This window comes from Psychroflexus lacisalsi (genome assembly GCF_020164495.1).
Classification (GTDB): Bacteria; Bacteroidota; Bacteroidia; order Flavobacteriales; family Flavobacteriaceae; genus Psychroflexus; species Psychroflexus lacisalsi.
This window is the reverse complement of the sequence record NZ_JAIQYZ010000002.1, coordinates 479,622-499,414: the sequence shown is the minus strand read 5'-3', so window position 1 is coordinate 499,414 and position 19,793 is coordinate 479,622. Positions and strand designations below refer to the sequence as shown.

15 protein-coding genes, 2 tRNA genes and 1 rRNA gene are annotated in these 19,793 nt (G+C 34.0%); 8 read left to right on the top strand and 10 right to left on the bottom strand.

Annotation, left to right across the window (positions count from 1 at the left end; all coding sequences use genetic code 11):
* From rrf to LB449_RS09585, 6 genes are all read left to right on the top strand, one after another.
* Nucleotides 1–103 (top strand): 5S ribosomal RNA (rrf, locus tag LB449_RS09610); the annotation flags it as partial.
* A gap of 324 nt (nucleotides 104–427) precedes the next feature.
* The gene (mutS, locus tag LB449_RS09605) at nucleotides 428–3,010 is read left to right on the top strand and encodes a DNA mismatch repair protein MutS (protein WP_224454881.1); all 2,583 of its coding nucleotides are present in this window, start codon (nucleotides 428–430) and stop codon (nucleotides 3,008–3,010) included.
* Nucleotides 3,011–3,083: 73 nt separating this feature from the next.
* Nucleotides 3,084–3,155 (top strand) — tRNA-Gly (locus LB449_RS09600).
* A gap of 6 nt (nucleotides 3,156–3,161) precedes the next feature.
* Nucleotides 3,162–3,246: transfer RNA gene (locus tag LB449_RS09595), tRNA-Leu, on the top strand.
* A gap of 410 nt (nucleotides 3,247–3,656) precedes the next feature.
* Nucleotides 3,657–5,153, top strand: coding sequence for a BspA family leucine-rich repeat surface protein (locus LB449_RS09590; protein ID WP_224454880.1), 1,497 nt, complete (start codon nucleotides 3,657–3,659; stop codon nucleotides 5,151–5,153).
* 312 nt (nucleotides 5,154–5,465) lie between these two features.
* Nucleotides 5,466–6,218 (top strand): zinc-ribbon domain-containing protein, encoded by a 753-nt coding sequence (locus LB449_RS09585; RefSeq protein ID WP_224454879.1) that lies wholly within the window; start codon nucleotides 5,466–5,468, stop codon nucleotides 6,216–6,218.
* 839 nt (nucleotides 6,219–7,057) lie between these two features.
* On the opposite strand, the gene LB449_RS09580 is transcribed toward LB449_RS09585, so the two are convergent.
* The 6 genes from LB449_RS09580 to LB449_RS09555 all read right to left on the bottom strand — a co-directional run bounded on the left by LB449_RS09580 (nucleotide 7,058) and on the right by LB449_RS09555 (nucleotide 12,408).
* Nucleotides 7,058–7,204, bottom strand: coding sequence for a hypothetical protein (locus LB449_RS09580; protein WP_224454878.1), 147 nt, complete (start codon nucleotides 7,202–7,204; stop codon nucleotides 7,058–7,060).
* Nucleotides 7,201–7,905 carry a hypothetical protein gene (locus tag LB449_RS09575; protein WP_224454877.1) on the bottom strand — a complete coding sequence of 235 codons (705 nt, stop codon included), beginning with the start codon at nucleotides 7,903–7,905 and terminating at the stop codon, nucleotides 7,201–7,203. Before LB449_RS09575 ends, LB449_RS09580 begins: the two co-directional genes overlap by 4 nt.
* A 394-nt stretch (nucleotides 7,906–8,299) precedes the next feature.
* Nucleotides 8,300–9,730 carry a hypothetical protein gene (locus LB449_RS09570; RefSeq protein WP_224454876.1) on the bottom strand — a complete coding sequence of 477 codons (1,431 nt, stop codon included), beginning with the start codon at nucleotides 9,728–9,730 and terminating at the stop codon, nucleotides 8,300–8,302.
* A 4-nt stretch (nucleotides 9,731–9,734) separates the two neighbouring features.
* A complete protein-coding gene (locus LB449_RS09565) occupies nucleotides 9,735–10,004 on the bottom strand; it encodes a helix-turn-helix domain-containing protein (RefSeq protein ID WP_224454875.1) in 270 nt (89 codons plus the stop codon).
* A 139-nt stretch (nucleotides 10,005–10,143) separates the two neighbouring features.
* Nucleotides 10,144–11,055 carry a hypothetical protein gene (locus tag LB449_RS09560; protein ID WP_224454874.1) on the bottom strand — a complete coding sequence of 304 codons (912 nt, stop codon included), beginning with the start codon at nucleotides 11,053–11,055 and terminating at the stop codon, nucleotides 10,144–10,146.
* 12 nt (nucleotides 11,056–11,067) lie between these two features.
* Nucleotides 11,068–12,408: a tyrosine-type recombinase/integrase gene (locus tag LB449_RS09555; RefSeq protein ID WP_224454873.1), complete on the bottom strand. Its 1,341-nt coding sequence runs from the start codon at nucleotides 12,406–12,408 to the stop codon at nucleotides 11,068–11,070.
* A 263-nt stretch (nucleotides 12,409–12,671) separates the two neighbouring features.
* Here LB449_RS09555 and LB449_RS09550 point away from each other — a divergent pair, with 263 nt between their 5' ends.
* Nucleotides 12,672–13,211 (top strand): RNA methyltransferase, encoded by a 540-nt coding sequence (locus LB449_RS09550; RefSeq protein ID WP_224454872.1) that lies wholly within the window; start codon nucleotides 12,672–12,674, stop codon nucleotides 13,209–13,211.
* Nucleotides 13,212–13,383: 172 nt separating this feature from the next.
* On the opposite strand, the gene uvrB is transcribed toward LB449_RS09550, so the two are convergent.
* Nucleotides 13,384–15,393 carry an excinuclease ABC subunit UvrB gene (gene uvrB, locus LB449_RS09545; protein ID WP_224454871.1) on the bottom strand — a complete coding sequence of 670 codons (2,010 nt, stop codon included), beginning with the start codon at nucleotides 15,391–15,393 and terminating at the stop codon, nucleotides 13,384–13,386.
* Between the two features lie 43 nt (nucleotides 15,394–15,436).
* Here uvrB and LB449_RS09540 point away from each other — a divergent pair, with 43 nt between their 5' ends.
* Nucleotides 15,437–15,577, top strand: a complete 141-nt coding sequence (locus tag LB449_RS09540) for a hypothetical protein (protein WP_224454870.1) — start codon at nucleotides 15,437–15,439, stop codon at nucleotides 15,575–15,577.
* 68 nt (nucleotides 15,578–15,645) lie between these two features.
* On the opposite strand, the gene LB449_RS09535 is transcribed toward LB449_RS09540, so the two are convergent.
* The 3 genes from LB449_RS09535 to LB449_RS09525 are packed head-to-tail and all read right to left on the bottom strand — an operon-like array spanning nucleotide 15,646 to nucleotide 19,790.
* The gene (locus LB449_RS09535; protein WP_224454869.1) at nucleotides 15,646–16,341 is read right to left on the bottom strand and encodes an SIMPL domain-containing protein; all 696 of its coding nucleotides are present in this window, start codon (nucleotides 16,339–16,341) and stop codon (nucleotides 15,646–15,648) included.
* Nucleotides 16,342–16,364: 23 nt separating this feature from the next.
* Nucleotides 16,365–18,941 carry a T9SS type B sorting domain-containing protein gene (locus LB449_RS09530; RefSeq protein ID WP_224454868.1) on the bottom strand — a complete coding sequence of 859 codons (2,577 nt, stop codon included), beginning with the start codon at nucleotides 18,939–18,941 and terminating at the stop codon, nucleotides 16,365–16,367.
* Between the two features lie 24 nt (nucleotides 18,942–18,965).
* Nucleotides 18,966–19,790, bottom strand: coding sequence for an ABC transporter permease (locus LB449_RS09525; protein WP_224454867.1), 825 nt, complete (start codon nucleotides 19,788–19,790; stop codon nucleotides 18,966–18,968).
* Nucleotides 19,791–19,793: the final 3 nt, after the last annotated feature.

The window sequence follows — 19,793 nt, the reverse complement described above, 5'->3', positions numbered from 1 at the left end:
GGTTATAGCAACGGGGCTCACCTCTTCCCATTCCGAACAGAGCAGTTAAGCCCGTTAGCGCCGATGGTACTACATACCGTGGAAGAGTAGGTCGCCGCCTTCCTTTACATTAAACCCTTCATTACTTTACGTAATGAAGGGTTTTTTAGTTTATATAATTTTTTTACCTAAAACAATAAGGCATTATTCACCCTCATCAAGCAATTGAAACCAAATCATTATACATGTAAAGGTCAATGCTTTACTTTATGTAAGGCTAGCATGCTGCTGATTTGCTTTATATATTATAACAAGTAATAATTATCGGGTCTAAATGCATTTTAATTTTAATGAGTTTATTCAACTAGGCTGGTTTTCCTTCACCAATTTATTATTTTAGCTTTAAAAACTTGTGGCTAAATCTAAGTCTCCAAAGACGACCCCATTGATGAAACAATACAATACCATTAAGGACAAATATCCTGATGCTATGTTATTGTTTAGAGTTGGTGATTTTTATGAAACTTTTGGTGAAGATGCCGTAGCTGCTTCCCGTATCCTTAATATTATCCTCACCAATCGGAATAATGGTGGAGAACGGTCTGAACTTGCTGGTTTTCCTCATCACTCACTTAATACTTATCTTCCGAAACTTGTCAAAGCTGGTTTAAGAGTAGCTATCTGTGATCAATTGGAAGATCCCAAGCAAACGAAAACTATTGTCAAGCGAGGAGTCACAGAATTAATCACACCTGGTGTTTCTTTTAATGATGATGTGTTATCGCGTAATGACAATAATTTTCTATGTTCTATTTTTTTAGGTTCAAAAAATAACTTTGGGATTTCTTTTTTGGATGTATCAACCGGCGAGTTTCTGGTATCCGAAGGTAGTCTAGAAGATGTGGATAAATTGATTCAGAATTTTTCCCCAAGTGAAGTCTTAATTTCAAAAATGCAAAAGACAGTATTAGCTGAGCAATTAGGAAGCCAATTGCCCTATTTTTATTTGGAAGATTGGGTGTTTAAATTTGATTTTTCAAATAATTTGATCAATTCGCATTTTAAAACATCTTCGGTCAAAGGTTTTGGAATCCAGGACTATATTGAAGGATTAATTGCTTCAGGAGCAATTCTTCATTATTTGTCAGAAACCAATCATTCACAACTTCAGCATATCAATAATTTATCTCGAATTCCTAAGGAAGATTATGTCTGGATGGATAAGTTTACGATAAGGAATCTTGAACTCTATCAATCTACCTCTTCAGAAGGTGTGTCCCTTATCGATATTATAGATAAGACAGTTTCAGCAATGGGTAGTAGGCTTTTGAAACGATGGTTAGCTTTCCCATTAAAAAACCAATTCAAAATCATTCAGCGTCTCGATACAGTTAGTTACTTAAAGTCTAACCCTAATCTTCAGAATGAAATAAGATCTTATCTCAAAGAGATTAATGATTTAGAGCGCCTAGTCTCCAAAGTCGCAACTCAAAAGATTAATCCACGTGAAATTCTACAATTAAGGAAATCTCTTGATATTATAGACAGATGTAAAGAAACACTGTCCAATTCAAATTATGAATCCTTAGTAACTATTGCGGATCATCTGAATCCCTGTGAAGTTTTAAGAAACAAAATTAATTCTTCAATTTCTGAAGAGCCTCCGGTCAATATTTTAAAAGGAAATGCCATTAAATCTGGTTATTCCGATGAACTTGATGAATACCGAAAGATCGCTTTTTCCGGGCATGATTATCTAAATGAAATGCTGGACTCCGAATCTAAAAATACCGGAATTCCTAGTTTAAAAATAGGAAGTAATAATGTTTACGGTTATTACTTTGAAGTCAGACATACACATAAAGATAAGGTGCCTTCAAATTGGACCAGAAAGCAAACTTTGGTAAATGCAGAACGTTATATCACTGAAGAATTAAAAGTCTATGAAGAAAAGATACTATCTGCAGAAGAAAAAATATCAACTTTAGAACAGAAACTTTTTCAGGAGTTAGTCATTTGGACCCAAGACTATATAAAAGTAATTCAGCAAAATGCGTTTCAGATTGCCCAGTTAGATTGTTTATCGGGTTTTGCTCAATTAGCTTTAGAGCATAACTATGCAAAACCAAATATTAATGAAGATTACAATCTTTCTATAACAGAAGGGAGACACCCGGTAATTGAAATGCAACTAAAAGCTGAAGAGGAATACATCAGTAATGATCTGTTTCTCGATCAGGAAACCAATCAAATCATTATGATTACGGGGCCAAACATGAGTGGTAAGTCCGCGCTATTAAGACAAACTGCACTTATTGTTCTATTGGCTCAAATGGGAAGCTTTGTTCCGGCAACTTCAGCAGAGATAGGTTTGGTAGATAAAATATTTACCAGAGTAGGGGCAAGTGATAATATTTCTATGGGAGAATCTACTTTTATGGTAGAAATGAATGAATCTGCGAGTATTTTAAATAATCTTTCCAGGAGAAGTCTGGTTCTTTTAGACGAAATAGGTCGTGGCACCAGTACCTACGATGGGATTTCGATCGCTTGGGCGATTGCAGAATTTCTACATGAACATCCAAGTAAGGCCAAAACCTTATTTGCGACGCATTACCACGAGCTTAATGAAATGTCCAAACAATTTGAGCGAATCAAGAATTTTAACGTGTCCGTGAAAGAGTTAAAAGATAAAGTATTGTTTCTAAGAAAGCTGGTTCCAGGTGGAAGTGAGCATAGTTTCGGAATTCATGTGGCTAAAATGGCCGGGATGCCTCAATATGTTATTCAAAAGGCTAATACTGTCTTGAAAAAATTGGAGTCGTTACGTGATACAGATGATGATTCTGCATCCATCAGGAAAGCAGTACAGCCTGAGCCTCAATTGAGTTTTTACAATATGGATGATCCTCTGCTTGAGCAAATTAAAGACGAAATTTTAAGGCTTGATATCGATACACTGACTCCAGTAGAAGCTCTAATGAAGCTCAATGAAATCAAACGCTTATTGTCTCCAAAGCCTAAGAAGTAATTTTATTCATATTTTATCGAAAAGGTTTTGACAAATCAATTAATATATTAAATTTGCACTCGCAATAATCTACGCGAAAGTAGCTCAGGGGTAGAGCATCACCTTGCCAAGGTGAGGGTCGCGGGTTCAAATCCCGTCTTTCGCTCTTTCTGCTCGGATGGTGGAATTGGTAGACACGTTGGACTTAAAATCCAATGACCATTGCGGTCGTGCGGGTTCAAGTCCCGCTCCGAGTACTTAAAGCCTTGTTAATCATTTGATTTTCAGGGCTTTATCTTTTTAGCACATCTCTACTTGTACGTATATTGTACGTAAATTCATTTTTAAATTTAAAATCTGTTTATTTATAATGAACCCAAATAATATTTAATAAATAATTGTTTCGCTTTTTTGAGCATTAAAAAAGGTTTTGTTTTACTTCCTGTTTTTCCCATCTCGCTATTGTGAAGCTCATTATTAAAATGAATAGATACTTTTTCAAAACAGACTTTACAAAAATCACTGATTGCCAGATAAAAAAAATTAAATCTAAGACCTAGAAAAAGGTTTAATTATGAAAATCCTATATTTGTAATGGTTCAATTATTATTTAATGCTAAAGATGCATTTATGACTTGAATCCAAATACAAAGTAAAACCCTTTATTATGAAAAAACTATTACTTATAACCACATTTCTTTTTACACTTACACTTTACGCCCAAAACAACCCAGATTTTTATCTAGCCCCCAATGGGGTAACTTGTCTATGTCCAGGAGCTGATTTTGGAGACACAGGAACCTTAACCATTAACGGTGAAACCAAAACCTTTACAAAAAGGAGTCGTGCACAACTTAATGCATTAATTGATAATGATGAACAAGATCCCTATATTGCCTTAACCTGTACAAGTGGTATTGACGATATGTCTAGTATGTTTGTCCTTCAATCTCTTTTTAACCAAGATTTAAATAGTTGGGATGTAAGTCAAGTTACAAACATGTTTCAAATGTTTTCATTAGCAACATCTTTTGACCAAGACTTAAATTCTTGGGATGTAAGCCAAGTTACAAACATGAGGAATATGTTTAAAGACGCTTCATCTTTTAACCAACCTCTGGATAATTGGGATGTAAGTAGTGTTACCAATATGCGTAGTATGTTTTATCGTGCATCATCTTTTGACCAACCCCTTAATTCTTGGGATGTAAGCCAAGTAAATGGTATGGCTGGTGTGTTTAATGATGCGTCATCTTTTAACCAAACCCTTGATAATTGGGATGTAAGTAATGTAACTGATATGAACTTTATGTTTTCTGAGGCATCATCTTTTAACCAACCCCTTGTCAATTGGAATGTAAGTAATGTTTCTAATATGGAGTTTATGTTTAATGATGCAACTTCCTTTAACCAACCCCTTAATAATTGGGATGTAAGTAATGTTACAACTATAGGGTTCATGTTTTATGGTGCAGAGTCATTTGACCAACCCCTTAATAATTGGGATGTAAGTCAAGTCACTAATATGAGATTTATGTTTTCTTCTGCATCATCTTTTAGCCAACCTCTTGATAACTGGGATGTAAGTCAAGTAACTAATATGATTGCTATGTTTAAAGATGCAACTTCATTTAACCAACCCCTTGTCAATTGGGATGTAAGTAATGTTTCTAATATGGAGTTTATGTTTAATGATGCGTCATCATTTAACCAACCTCTAGATTCCTGGGTTGTAAGCAAGGTAACTAATATGGGTAAAATGTTTGATGACGCTCTGGTATTTAACCAAGATATTTCAATGTGGTGTGTAGAGCAGATCCCAAATGAACCCCAAGATTTCGCTCTTAACTCTGCTTTACAAAACGACTTTTTTCCAAATTGGGGTGCAGAGTGTAACTTATCCACAACAAACCCAGAAGCTATTGGATTTAATATTCTAATATATCCTAACCCCTCAAATTCAAAAGTGTTTATCGAAAATGATGGGCAGGTGATACTTTCTAAAATTAAGTTGATTGATATACTGGGTCGAGATATAAAAACCCTCGCAGCAAGTCAAATAAACAATGGCCTTGACGTTTCAGGTGTAGATGCCGGTAATTATTTTGTTCAGTTTACAACAGTAGATAACCAACAATTTGTAAAGCGATTAATTGTGAACTAAACACTTTGTATTGAAAATATTATAGTTATCAAAGCCTCTACAAAACTGTAGAGGCTTTTTGCTGGGTGGATAGATATCAAAACCCTTAAAACTGAATATCGAAAAACTGTCAAAAAATTAACATAATCAGGTCTTTAATCTCTTTGTAAGAATAAAATCTTAAATTTATAATAAATCAATTGTTATTTAATGTATAAGTTGCATTTATGATTTGAATCTAGCTATTAATAAAATGGGGATAACTCAATTTGTTTTGTTATCCATACGTTAGCGGTTATTAGAAAAAACAAAGAATATCAAACTAAAATAAATATGTATTGTTCAAAATGCGGTAATGAAATATTGGGAAAAGATTTATTCTGTTCAAAATGTGGAACAAAATCAAATCTAACTGATAACAGTAAAACTGTTAAAGATAATAGTCCAATTAAATCATATACTCCAAAAAAGGAAACTTGTAGAAAATGCAATAAGACAAAGAGGAATATCTTTAAAAACAATATAAATACAAAAAAAAACATTTGTATTAGTTGTGATTTAAAATTAGGATTTTGTCCAATCTGCTACAAAGAGTTACGAACAAAATATGCTCAACAATGCCAAAGTTGTCATTCATCTTGGCGTGAAAAAAGTCCAGTTCCTCCGACTTCAACAACTGGTAATATTAAAAAATCAGACAATAATAAAATACAATGCCCGAAGTGTAAATCAATCAATATTATTGGCGGAAAAAAAGGTTTTAGCGGAACACAAGCGGTTGGTGGAGCAATACTAACTGGAGGAATTGGAATTCTTGCTGGAACAATTGGAAGTAATAAAGTAGAATTATCCTGTTTATCTTGCGGAAATAAATTTAAGCTCGGAAAAGATTTTGAATCTGTTAAAGTAAAAAATAAACAAACAAAACAAATGGTCAGTTCTAATGGAGGTAAAATATTTTTAGGAATATTTCTAGCATTAATGACCTTGGGAATGTATTGGCTTGGTCTTCCTTATTGGTTTATTATCATATTTGTAGTAGGAGTTTTGATAAAAATTCTATGGGATGCAAATAATGTGAAGTAGAAAATAAAAATGCTAACAAAGAACTGAGGTAAAAAAAACTCTTTTCTACTTCAATTTGAAACATTAGTATTCTATGCTCATGGATTCATGAAACTGATTCTACGAGCTTTCTTAATTGATTTTCTCTATTTATTTAGTAAATTAATCTCTTAAAACACGCAACAAATCCTATATAAACTCCTTGTGCGTTAAACAATGAAACGAAATTACGAACATTAAAAGGAATAGAAATAAATGTTATTTAACTCAATAGATTTTGCACTTTTTTAGCAAATAATATTTCTACTATATTGGTTTGTTGCTAACAAAACATATAACTTCAAAACTTTCTGGTTTTTATTGCAACTTATGTTTTTACGGTTGGTGGGATTGGAGATTTGTTTCATTAATATTATTTAGCATAATCATTGATTTTTTTAAAGCTTTGCTTTTTTCCTTAGTCGATTAATCAATACATAGTTAATGAATAGCGGCAAGGGCTTCACGCTCTATTTATTTGTTGGGTTGGTTAAGACTTAACTTAATGAATGATTGGCTACTTGGGTTTGATGCGTGGGTGTGGTTCGCTTTTAAACTCACTGACTTATAATTTATGCTTTAATAAGAAATAATGCCTTAGGGGTGCTTAAATCGTTTAGGTACTTTGAAGGTTTTCTGTTAAAAAATGCAATACTTTAAACACTCCAATTTTCACTTATTACGCATGGATTTGAGCCTTGTTATATAGAATAGTTATAAATAATAAGAATACTTATAAATAACAAATTAAAAACCCCGTTTGAATAGAGATACTACTCTATTTAACGGGGCCTTAATCAAAAGTATAACAAATTAAAAAATCAACTATTCTTTTTTACGATAGTATAGATTTTTCCATATTTATCGAATGCCAAAGTATCAGTTAATTGCCAGGATCTAAACAATAATTCATTTAGCTGATTTTCGAGCTCGCTTTCATTTTTTGCACTTACTACTTTTGCCTTCATAATAATCTTTGATTTAAAATTTGGTTATAGGAAAATTCAATTTGCTTAAGGTCAAAAGATAATCCAGTGGATCGGCCATTTTCCCATTTTACGTACTTTTCTACATTTTTTAGGACGTCGCTATATTTTAGCCCTAATTTTCTACATGAATCCACGTAATTTCTGACATCCTGCAAAAGGTCGATCTGGGATTTATTCAAGGCATGAATCTCAAACGGTTTCTTAGGTATATTAATTTTTGCCGTATTGCCCTTAAAGCTTAAAAAGTCAAAAACTTTATAGGTCAATTTTTCTGGCGCAAAGGTTAAGGCCTTTTGATATGAAGTATCTCTAGTTCTATTTTCTGCGAAGCTGAAAAAATTATCGTTGGTTTCATATAGCTCAAATTTTAGCTCTATTATTCGCTCGTGTTCTGCTTCTAGAGCTTCCAGTTTGGTAGTATCAAATTCTTTGAGGTCTAAATACTTTTCGTACCTAATACCTAAATTTGCCCATTGTGGTTGTTGAGCGTGTTCGTTTTTGTGGTGGTCGTGAAATAAAGCAAGAAAGCCGCCGTTTATTAAATTTTCAGCTTTGTAGCCTTTTACATCAAGGTTAACAAGCTCCTTGCTTGCATTAGTATATACCTCTCCAAATTCTATCATCTGGTTTTGATAGCGTTCAAAAGATTGTTGATTTGTGGTTAAGAAAAGGTTATTCATAATATTCGTTTTTTTTGGATTTAGCGGCACTTTGTTATATTTTAAAGTGCTGCTTTTTTTTGTTAATTTATTTTTTTACTTACTGTTATCTGGTGGGTAAGTAGGGCAAAAGGCAAAATGTTTTGTTTCTATATATATATACTTTCTCTATGCGTTTATTATTAAATTACCCCTACTTGCCCTACAAAAGGCTTCAACCATCAGTATTTACGGGGCGTTAGCGTTGTAGGGGAGTTTTAGCCTACCCCTACAAATTGTAGGGCAAATAGGCTTTTTTGTTGTTTTTTGAATTATTTGTAAAATATTCATTTTTTGATATTTATCTTTTTTTAAGAATCTCCCCTACAAATTGAACATCTCCCCTACAATTTTGAAAATTTGCCCTACAATTATTTTAACTTTTATTTAAGAAACAAAACTTTACAACGCCTGCAGATGTTCTCGTCTCAATATTGAAATTGTTATATTTTGCATAGGTGTTTAGCCATTGCATAGCAATTTTTGATTTTACAGAATTTTCATTTGAATTTATTTCTAATTGTGCGGCTAGTTCCTTTAATAAGTAATACTCATTAGTGAAATATTGGCTTTCGATTAAATCAATGAAAACTTTAGAGGTATTATTAATCAAATTTTGCTTTTGTAGTTCTGGATCATCGTAATTGATTAAACCATTTTTTAAAAAAGACTGAATGCAGCGCATCACGAAATTATCAAAGGCTAAAAATTGCTTTTCATCCCATTGAACAAAAAACAGCTCCTTAAATTCGTTTTCTGGTTTGTGGTTTGCATTAAAGTAATTATTGAGTAATATTAATTGCTTTCGGTCTGCGTAGCTATCTGTATTTTGGGGTATAGTGTAGTTCGTCGTCAAAGCAATTTTAGGGCTGCTAGCAAAGTCAATAATCATCTTATTAATATGTTTTCGCTGCACGTCCATCTTATCAGTAATTTGCGAAAACAAATCTTCAAAGTCAAAAGATTTTGAAACGTCCTGAATAACAAATAAATCTGTATTATAGTCAATGCTTTGATATACAAACTTATCACGCTTCAAGTCGAGGTTTTTTCCGTTGTACTCAATTACGTTAATAAACTCTGCAATAGCCTTTATGATTAACCCCTTGCCGCTCCTTCCGTTTGGTTCGTTGGTGGCTTGGCTTAGCACATCGCTTAATATGATCGCTTTAGCATTAGCCGGGTTTTTGAAGCTGTGAAGCAAATACCCTATCGAGGTGCAAACACTTTCAAAATGTAAATCTGAATTTGTGCTTAGCTTTAAGAATTTTTCAAAATCTGACAACTCTTTTGGTCTAACTTCAAAAGGCCTGTCAATTATCGCATCTTTAAAAATATATTTCTTATGCTTATGTAAATCTTTATAAAAATTTGTTTTAATCTCATTAGACGTAACCTCAACAAAGCAATTATTAAAGAAATGTCTACTAGTAAGAATATCATCCTTAAATTTTTTAAATTCGATTGGTTTCAGGCTTCCTAGTAAAGCTTTTTTGGATATTAAATACTTTTCCCCTTGTTCAATAAAAACAGCTTCAAAATCGCTGTAATGACTTTCAATAAATTTCAAACAGTAATTAAAGACTTCCTGGGGCGTAAAAACTTCTACAATATTTTGAGTGAGTTTAATCACTTTACTAACATTGTAAATCTTTAGATTTCTAAAACCATTAGCCTGTAAGAATTTTTTTAATAGACTGGGGTCAACTTTCTTGCCGTCTCTAATTTCTAAATCTATAAAAGTATTATATTCGCCATCTAGGTCGAACAGAACATTTTTAAGACAGTGAGCTATTGCGTCGTTCATTGTCTTATTTTTTTAGTTCAATTAGAGCCGCTTCTACATTTTTTTTTCTGTAGTATATGCGACCCCCAATTTGTAAGGCGGTTAAAATGCCCCTTGCAGTCCAGTTGTGAACTGTTGAAATGTTTACGTCGAGCATTTCGGCAACCTCTTTGCGTCCTAAATACTTGGTTGGCTCTTTAGGTTGAAGGTTTAGTTTAATTTCAGCCAAATCGCTTTTAAGGCTTTCAATGTCGTTTTTTAATTCGTCCGAATATTCTATTTGTAATAAATTCATAACATTATATTTTGATTAATATATAATGTAAATTTACTATCGATTTAGTGCTATTTAGTTGGTTGTAAGGCTTTTATAGTTTACTCAGTTTACAGTAAACTATAAATAAAGGCAATTATCTAATATTTGCTATTTTTTATTAATTTATGCTTATATCTGCTATTTTAATGAATATATGCTTTTCTTCAATCTTTTCAAATACGGGTTTAATTTGCTCTTTATATTTTTTGGTATTTATATCATTTTTATTATTCTTAAATTCTCTAAGCTTTTGAGTAAACCCTATATAATCTCTATCCTCAAAATTTTCCCAATTATAATTTTCGCCTAAAAATAAATTCACAAAAAACCTCAAGAATTTCTTAGCTTCTATTGCTTCAAAATCGATAATTTCTTTTTTTCCCAAATGTAAAATGGCAAAGTATAAGGGTTCTTTGCTACCTCTCCCTTCTTTGTTGTAACTTTTACTTATTATATCTGCAAAATTCATTTTTAACTCGTTTTCTAGAGTTTCAATTTGTTTTTTATTCCAGTTCAGTTTTTTGTTTATAACCTCTTCAAACTTTGGTATCGGTTTCTTTTTGCTGCTTTTATTTGAGGTTTTTTCTGCTTTGCTTTCCACTTCATTAATTGCCTTTAAAATTCTACTTTCAGCATTTTCAATCAGTAAATTAATTTTTAATTCTTTTGGTTCTAATTCAAAATCAAACGCATCGTTAAGCTCTATTTTATTTTTTTCAATATCTGTAAAAACCTCGATATTATAAAAAGCTGCATAAAGTGATTTTATTCTAAAAATGATATTTTCAAATTGATATTGTTTTTGAGGTGTATCTTTTATCCAGTCAATTAGCCTATTTTTCAAATCACTTATTTCGATAAAAAAATCACTTCTTTCTTCATCATTCATTTTGCTCAAATCGTTATCCTTTACAAAATCATATAACATTTGCAGCTCTCCATAAGCATTGCTTTTATAAGATTTAAGCCCAATATTATTTTTTATAAATTGTTCTGCTTTTGCTTTTTGCTCTGGTGTTATGTTATTCATAATAAATCTGGATTATTGGTTAACGACTTTTAGGGTGGTTTCTCTTTTGGCTTTAAGCTTCTGCAATTCGTAAAAATCTGCAATTTGTTGAGCATAATCTAAATCACTTTTCCCGATATATTGAAGCAGCATCTTTTCGGTTTTGTGTCCTGTGATACGCATTATTAATGACGTTGGCATTTTACCGTATAAATTTGATGCAAAAGAGCGGCGGCAAATATGCGAGCTTGTTAATTCGTGTTTTGGATAAGTGCCTAGTTTGCGCCTTATGTGGCCTTGCTTTTTTTCTCCCTTTACTCTTTTAACTTCTTTTCTAACGGCTGCTTTACGTCCCTTGGTTGGCTCGTTTAATTCAGCTATTTTACATAATTCCTTAATGTAGAAATTGAAATTTTGAATACTTATTTTTTTAGGTAAACCGTTTTTAATGATTTCAGCGGTTTTGTCTAAAATTGGAATACTAATTTTAGCCTTTGTCTTTTGCTGCTCCAGTTCGATCACGTGCAAACCGTTTCGGGTTTTTATGTTACTGGCTGAAAGACTTAAAAGGTCTGAGCCTCTTTGCCCCAAATTGCAGCCTAATAACAACCATTTACGGGCGTTTTCTAGCTTATCACTTTCTAAAGTAAGGTTTTCAATCTTTTCAAGTTCAGACTCATTTAGGTAGATTATATTTTCATTAGATATTTTGCCCCCTTTGATTTTGCTTAGTTGTTTGTTAACTTCAATATTATCGATTTCAGCATCACGGCAAACGGCTTTTAAGTCATCAATCTTTTTTAACGCGTAACTATCTGCATAACCATTATCATCAATTAGCCATTTTAAAAAGTTGTTAGCAAAAGTTTGATTAAAATCTTTTATCCTTAAAGACTGTTTTTTTTCCTGGTATCGTTCAATTATTTTAAGGAGGTTTTTATAAGAATTGATACGGCTTTTGGATAGCCCTAAATTATTTTGAGCGTTTTTTCTAATATTGGCCGTGTCGATTATATGCTGAATATTATCAGTTAGCAAATCACTTCTTTTAATATCGGTTTCATCAGTTGGATTGTAATAATCAATTAGGGTTAATTTGAGCCATTCTTTTTGCTCTGGTTTTGGGTTATCAATTTCAAACTTTTCTAAAATGTAGTTTTCTAGCGGGTCTAGTTTTTTATTAATAGCGGCAATTTCATTCTTTTCAACTCCACTTAATCCACGTTGTTTTTTTCTGGTATCATTCCAAAAAATCTTTGTAGTGTGGATTTGGGTGTTTGCTTCAAATTGCTGCTTGTTGTTTTCTAATTGAATCCTAACTTTTAAAGCTGCTTTGTCTTTCTGTGAACGATATAAAAAATAAACTCTAGCCATCTTACAAATGTTTTTAAATTAGCACTTATTAAGCAAATATACAAATCTGTACGCAATCTGTACGTAGAATGTAGATTAGTTTAGATTTGTTTAAATTTAATTCAATAATCAAAAGTCCTAATTATAAAGGCTTTGCGACGTTATTAAAGGGTTTCGGGTGTTTTTTAGATTTAATGTTATCTAAATAAATAGGGCAAAACAAGTCCCGCTCCGAGTACCAAACCCTTTGAGAAATCAAAGGGTTTTTTGTTTTAAAAAATGTTATGCCTAGAAAATTAAAAAATAGCGAACTGATTCGAAAGACGGATGCTGAGTTTAAAACTTCAAAAAAAACTCCTCTGATCCTAATTTTGGATAACATCCGAAGCCTCAATAATATCGGTTCTGTATTTAGAACGGCAGATGCGTTTTTAATTAAGAAAATTTATCTCTGCGGAATTACTGCAACTCCACCTCATAAGGACATTCAAAAAACAGCTCTTGGTGCTACCCAAACTGTAGATTGGTCTTATGCTGAAAGTACTCTAGAAGTGATACGTAAACTGAAAGAAAATAATGTGCAAATCATGTCGATTGAGCAAGCGGAAAACTCTGTTTCTTTAAACGAATTTAAACCTGAAAAGGATACAACTTATGCATTTGTTTTTGGTAATGAAGTAAAAGGAGTTCAACAAGAAGTCGTAGATGTTTCCGATGCTGTCCTGGAAATTCCACAACTTGGAACGAAGCATTCTTTAAACATTTCAGTTACAGCAGGTGTATGTGTTTGGGATTTTATGTCTAAGACACAATTCTTAAAATAGAAAGAATTAGAATAATTTAATTACTAATCTCTAACACTTAAAAGTTTCAACGCAAAGACCATTAAGTGTTTTGCGAAGACTACAAATTCTTAACTATTAATAACCAAGATTTTTGATTGTGAGCGCTTTATTTGGACTCGAAACGTGAATTAAAATCCAGTTCAAATTATAATTAAGATGCTTTTTCCTTTTCTAATTTATCCTGAAGCATTTTCAACTCGTCTCTGAAACGTGCTGCTTCCATAAAGTCAAGGTCTTTGGCAGCTTTCTCCATGGATTTCCTTACCAAGGTCATTCTTTTCTTTAGATCTGCTTCATTATAATTCTCAGCTGCTTCTTCAGCAGCCTGCAGTGTTGGAGTTTCAACAACTTCGTATGGTTTTTCTTTTTTGCCGCTTAAAGCAGAATTGTGAGCTTTTTTAAGAGCTTGTGGCGTAATATTATGTTTAGTATTGTGTTCAATTTGTTTGGATCTTCTGTATTCGGTTTGATCGATGGTTTTCTGCATGCTATCTGTAATCTTATCAGCATACAAAATCGCCCTGCCTTCCAGGTGACGTGCCGCACGACCTATGGTTTGCGTTAAGGTTCTATTGCTTCGCAGAAAGCCTTCTTTATCGGCATCCAAAATCGCTACTAGAGAAACTTCAGGTAAATCCAGACCTTCTCTCAATAAATTCACTCCAACCAGAACGTCAAATACTCCTTTTCGTAAATCAGACATGATTTCCACACGTTCCAAAGTGTCAATATCACTGTGAATGTAACGTGTTCTAATTTTGACTCGCGTTAAGTATTTAGTCAGCTCTTCTGCCATACGCTTTGTTAGGGTAGTCACCAAAATACGCTGATCCTTTTCTACCCGAATGTTGATTTCTTCAATCAAGTCATCTATTTGATTTTGACTCGGACGAACTTCAATTACAGGATCCAAAAGACCGGTTGGCCTAATCACTTGCTCTACATAGACACCATCTGACTTTTGTAATTCATAATCTGCCGGAGTAGCGCTTACATAAACGACTTGGTTTTGTAAAGCCTCATATTCTTCCAGACGTAAAGGACGGTTGTCCATGGCTGCGGGCAGTCTAAAACCATAATCTACCAGATTTTCTTTACGAGAGCGGTCACCGCCATACATAGCGCCTACTTGCGGAATAGTCACGTGGCTTTCATCCACAATCATTAAATAATCATCTGGAAAATAATCAAGCAAACAGAAAGGCCTAGTACCTGGCTGTCGGCCATCAAGATATCTGGAATAATTCTCAATCCCTGAACAATACCCCAATTCTTTAATCATCTCCAAATCGAAATTGGTACGCTCCTCAATTCGTTTAGCTTCAAGCGGTTTGCCGATGTCTTTGAAATACTCGATTTGCTTGCCTAAATCAATTGCGATTTGATCAATTGCACTATTCAAAACATCAGGCGAGGTCACAAAAATATTGGCCGGATAAATATTTAACTTATCATATTTGGCCATGATTTCATTGGTCTCTACATTGAATGCTTCAATTTCTTCAATGTCATCTCCAAAAAAATGGATGCGATAAGCATGATCGGCATAACCTGGAAATATATCCAAGGTATCACCTTTTATTCTGAAATTGCCGCGGTTAAACTGAACCTCGGTTCTTGAATATAAACTTTGAACCAAGCGCTGAAGCAATTTAGTTCTTGGAATGTGTTGATCAACTTCTACCTCAATCACATTTTTTTGAAATTCAACTGGGTTTCCTATACCGTAAAGGCAACTTACTGAAGCCACAACTAAAACATCACGCCGACCTGAAAGTAAAGAAGATGTTGTGCTCAATCTCAGTTTTTCGATCTCATCATTGATGGATAAATCTTTTTCAATGTAGGTTCCGCTTGACGGAATAAAAGCTTCAGGTTGGTAATAATCGTAATATGAGACAAAATATTCAATAGCATTTTCAGGAAAAAAGGCTTTAAATTCTGAATACAATTGTGCGGCCAGGGTTTTGTTATGCGCCAAAACCAAGGTTGGTTTTTGAACACTTTCCACCACATTGGCCATGGTAAAGGTTTTACCAGATCCCGTCACGCCCAATAGAGTTTGGTAGCGGTCATTGTTGTTGACACCCTGCACCAGTTTTTCAATCGCTTGTGGCTGGTCTCCTGTAGGTTTAAAGTCTGACTTTAAATTGAATTTCATGTATTTATTTTAGATACGGGCACTCTAATTCAGATGAATTTAAATGCGAAGATACCTTGCTTACAAGTCAATCCAAAGTCAAAGTGTTTCCTTTGGCATTAATTTCACACGTATAGAATTCAGAAGAGAAATCGATTATCATGTTGAATTGTTTCCAAGGCGATTACTTATCAATAGAAGATAAAATCACAAATTATTAGCAATCTTATAGTTCTTTTGAACGATAGCATTATGCATATAAATGCCGGAAGCTTAATTAAGGATAAATCTGAGCAACACTTCGCTATTGATTTTAAATTGATCGAACGATAAGTTTGGAGATGATTCCTCATCCATCGAAGATGTCTCTCTTATTTGCATTCCAGACGCTTTGCTTTGTAAAGCATAGGCAAATGAATTGGTTTCGGAAATAAAAATAGCTTTGCCAAGTGTTTGATCAATTGCATTTGTCATCGCTTTCGCATTTTGTTTAGCATTTGCTACAGCCTTAGCTTTCATTTGCGTTTTAAGTTCTTCCATTTTGGAGTGATCAGTTTTTCCTAGATTCACATTTGCAATTCCTATGTCTTGCAGGCTTTTGACAGCATCTCCAAGCGTTGAAGCTTTGTATACGAGTAGATTGTATTGTTTAGTTTTTAGAACTTTTTGACCGGACAAAAAATAGGATTTGAAATTACTGCTGGCATCGGAGACAAACAGTTGTTTTTCGATGTCAATGTTGAGTTTTTTAAATTCTAAAATCATTTTCTGCTCCAATTCTTCAACACTGGATTTTCCTTTGGTATCCTCTTCAGAAATGGTAATATTTAAATAAATTCTGTCGGGAGAGACAAGCGTGTCAGCACTTCCTTTGACTTCGATATAAGGCTGATCGATAAAGTTTTTTTGCTGAGATTGTACATTTAAGACTATAAATAATAAGATTGTGATACTAAATACGAGTTTCATAAGGTTAGGTGTTTATGGTTTGCTTATCGTTTTAAGGTGAAACTTCCGGTTTCAACTGTTCCATCTGTTAAGCGAATTCTATACCAATAATCATCAGAAGGTAAATCTCTACCATTGTAAGTTCCATCCCAACCTTGATCAGCATTTGTAAACGACCTTAAAAGCTTACCGTACCTGTCATAAACCTGAAGTAAAATATCCTCCGTAGTATTATCCAGTAATCCGCTTATTTCCCAAAGGTCATTGATGCCATCACCATTGGGCGTGAAAAACTTCATGATTCCAAGAACACCCACTGTTTTTTCTGAAATGCCACAGCCCAATTTATCTCTTACATAGACAGTATAAACCCCAGGATTAAGATTTTCAAATAAGTTGGAATCTTGGAAGCTGGATGCGTTGTTTATTGCAAACTGATAATCTCCAAAGCTTGAAGGATTAACAAGGAGTTTTAAGTTACTGACATCTCCCAGCCTTTCAACTTGATGATCAAAGTCAGCAAGGTTGGACTCAGTTATGATGAAAGATTTTCGGGATGTACAACTTGTGCCTATGATGTTGACATCTACATTATAATTACCTCCAGAGTTAACTGAAATCGTAGGAGTTGTTTCGCCGGTAGACCATTCAAATTCAAAGCGTGAAGGATCCTGGCTGCTACTTAAGGGATCAAGTGTAATTTCATCTGGGAAGTCTTCCAGGCAATAGGTGAGGATTTCATCACTTTCATCGATGTCGGCTAAATCTTCAGCAATAAGTTCAAATTCCCTAATATCCTCACATACTCCAAAGCTTGTGATTTTAACGTAAAGAGAAGACAAGTCTTCAATGTTTGTGAAATTTGAAGTTAGAGGAATTGGATTATTTCCACTAGTTACATCAGCAGAATTCTTATAAATTTCAACTTCTATTTGGTCTGGGTTTAAACTGACTTGATCGCTTAACACTGAACGAATTTCAGTTAAATCATAAAGGGCATCTTCTCCCGGTATTCTACAAGTTAAGAGTTCGCCATCACTATAGATTGGACTTTGATTGAAAGTGATTTGGGCCACTCCGATCAACGGACATTCTCCATTATTTAAATCGACTTCTAAGCGGTAATTTTCTCTAATTGGGAATTCTGAAGTTGGATCAACTGAAATATTTACAGCAGAACCAGTTTCACTATTTAAAATAATGCCATCTTTAGACCAGGTATAGGTGGCGCCAGGAATATCATCATAACTTAATTCATAAGTATACATATCGCATAAAGCAACTTGCTCTATGACTTCTTCTCCATTAGTTTCAACAATTGGAATTCTTTTGCTGAAAAGCGATTGTATGAAAGGCGGTAATCCTGCAGCAGAGGCCCTCCCAGCAAGAGAAATAGCGCCTTGATTTATGTCTTGCGTATAATTGACATTCTCTGCAGCTCGGTTTGGATTATTGATAACACCTAGTAAACTACCGCCGTCTAATGAATGGTATATTTTACCATTCGGACCAAGTTGCAAAGCATTGAATAATTGAGTTGAAGTTGTTATTGTCTCTTTTGAACCAGGTATATCAGTTGAATTTAAGTCCCACTGAAAAATTTTTGGAAACAAATCGGTGGCAACAGCATAAGCTTTGGTGCCATCTTGAGAAAATTCAACACTATAAGCGTTGACATTACCAATCAACTCAATAGGATTAGAAACTACTCCTGTGGCATTGTCAAAATCATACAGATATACAGAACCGTCTTTACCATCCGTATAATCTTCTCTGTTGAATGTTTTAGAGTAATGAGCTGTCAAAATTTTATCTCCAATAGGCGAAGCTTTCATATAGCCCAGAGCTCCTCTTCGGTAGGATGTGGTTGGAATATTTGGGATAACTTGAGAAACTTCCGGGTTAACATCTATTCCATTATCATCAATCAAAAAGGAGTAATACGTATCCTTAAAATGAGTAATCACCCAAACCGAGTTACAATCACGGCCTCTAACTGCAGTAATTTTTTCTGAAGCTTTATATTTTTTGTCTTCATCAGAATCTGCGTAGGTGACTAACTGAATATTCTTACTAGAAGGTACGACATCGCCTAAACCACTTCTTAAGCTCATATCTACCAATGAATAATTTAATCCATTGTTGAATCCATCATCGTCTCTAGGAATGATACCACCATCATCGTAAGTATCAATTCTATTGCTAAATCTGTCTGCAGGACCTTGTATTGGATAGGCAAAAGCATTGTTATGGTGGGGCTCGTCAACGGTAAAGACATAATACAAATCAGGTTCAGTCGGGTGAGGGACAATTAACCCACTAGAGGTGCTTGAAGGATCACCATTCAGTCCTGAGCCACTAAAATAATCAGCATTCGGCATAATGTTATGATTTCTGTCCCAGATGGTTCTTCCATCGGTGTACATCAAAAGATTTCCGTTGGAGTCTGAAATAGAAGAACAGCCTTCTGAAGTGTTGAGTTCTCCATCGGTAAGTGCTGAAGGCGGGTTGGTGTTGAATGTAACACCAGCATTGTTTCCAAAATACCAGTTGTTAGCTTCTCCCTGTCCGAAAATAGAAAGGCTTATTACAGATATTAACAAGAAAATAAAGGTTCTCAAGAATCCATTTTCCTCAAATATAATCTAAAGATCCCGCTTCTGTAAAAGTTTCCAGGAAGAAAAAATAAAGATAAAACTCCAGGCCATGACGATCAAGATCGCCGACCATTCTACATCATAAGATTTTTCAAATTCAGAGTTTAACTGAGTAGCCGCTGACTTTATGATTCCCAACCTTGAAAAGGGCTCAATAATTAAATTGCCCATAGACTGAAGCGGTAAAAAGTTAACGATAAACTCCAGGGATTCTGCCTGAAATTTCACAAATAATTGAACAATACCTTCAAAAATCCAGAGTAGAAACAAAAAGCCTAAAGCAAAAGCAGAACGTCTTAATAAGATTCCAAAAAATAAACACATGGAAAAGAATCCAATCAGCTTCAAAAAGTAGGCGAAAATATATTCAAGGTCAGAGAAGATGATTCCAACTTCATTATAATCAGAAAAAATGAGTCCTAAAATCAAACTCACTATAAAAAGTAATAGTGTTGAAGCCAAAGCAAAACCCAATACTCCATAAAATTTAGACAAGATGAATTCCTTTTTGCTCAGTCCATCGATTAAATTTTGCTTTAGAGTCCGATTGGTATATTCACTGGAAACCATGGATACAATGACTACGGCTAAAAATAGCTTTAGAAAGGCAACGATGTAAGCGTTGAAGTGCCAGATGTACGGAAAATTGAAAATGCCCTGGTCTGCCAATCGGAAGTCAATCGATCCAAAATTAAACCGAATGGAGGCAAACAAGGCAATGGCACTAAACAGGATGAAATAAATGAGGCTGAGTACTTTTGCCGCCCGATTATTTTTAAGCTTGTGAAATTCTATAAGAAAAAGTCTTTTCATAAG

Bases quoted from the DNA above. Each gene is read 5' to 3' on its own strand.
- mutS (WP_224454881.1), top strand. From the start codon at position 428: ATGAAACAATACAATACCATTAAGGACAAATATCCTGATGCTATGTTA.
- LB449_RS09590 (WP_224454880.1), top strand. From the start codon at position 3,657: ATGAAAAAACTATTACTTATAACCACATTTCTTTTTACACTTACACTT.
- LB449_RS09585 (WP_224454879.1), top strand. From the start codon at position 5,466: ATGTATTGTTCAAAATGCGGTAATGAAATATTGGGAAAAGATTTATTC.
- LB449_RS09580 (WP_224454878.1), bottom strand. From the start codon at position 7,204: ATGAAGGCAAAAGTAGTAAGTGCAAAAAATGAAAGCGAGCTCGAAAAT.
- LB449_RS09575 (WP_224454877.1), bottom strand. From the start codon at position 7,905: ATGAATAACCTTTTCTTAACCACAAATCAACAATCTTTTGAACGCTAT.
- LB449_RS09570 (WP_224454876.1), bottom strand. From the start codon at position 9,730: ATGAACGACGCAATAGCTCACTGTCTTAAAAATGTTCTGTTCGACCTA.
- LB449_RS09565 (WP_224454875.1), bottom strand. From the start codon at position 10,004: ATGAATTTATTACAAATAGAATATTCGGACGAATTAAAAAACGACATT.
- LB449_RS09560 (WP_224454874.1), bottom strand. From the start codon at position 11,055: ATGAATAACATAACACCAGAGCAAAAAGCAAAAGCAGAACAATTTATA.
- LB449_RS09555 (WP_224454873.1), bottom strand. From the start codon at position 12,408: ATGGCTAGAGTTTATTTTTTATATCGTTCACAGAAAGACAAAGCAGCT.
- LB449_RS09550 (WP_224454872.1), top strand. From the start codon at position 12,672: ATGCCTAGAAAATTAAAAAATAGCGAACTGATTCGAAAGACGGATGCT.
- uvrB (WP_224454871.1), bottom strand. From the start codon at position 15,393: ATGAAATTCAATTTAAAGTCAGACTTTAAACCTACAGGAGACCAGCCA.
- LB449_RS09540 (WP_224454870.1), top strand. From the start codon at position 15,437: ATGCGAAGATACCTTGCTTACAAGTCAATCCAAAGTCAAAGTGTTTCC.
- LB449_RS09535 (WP_224454869.1), bottom strand. From the start codon at position 16,341: ATGAAACTCGTATTTAGTATCACAATCTTATTATTTATAGTCTTAAAT.
- LB449_RS09525 (WP_224454867.1), bottom strand. From the start codon at position 19,790: ATGAAAAGACTTTTTCTTATAGAATTTCACAAGCTTAAAAATAATCGG.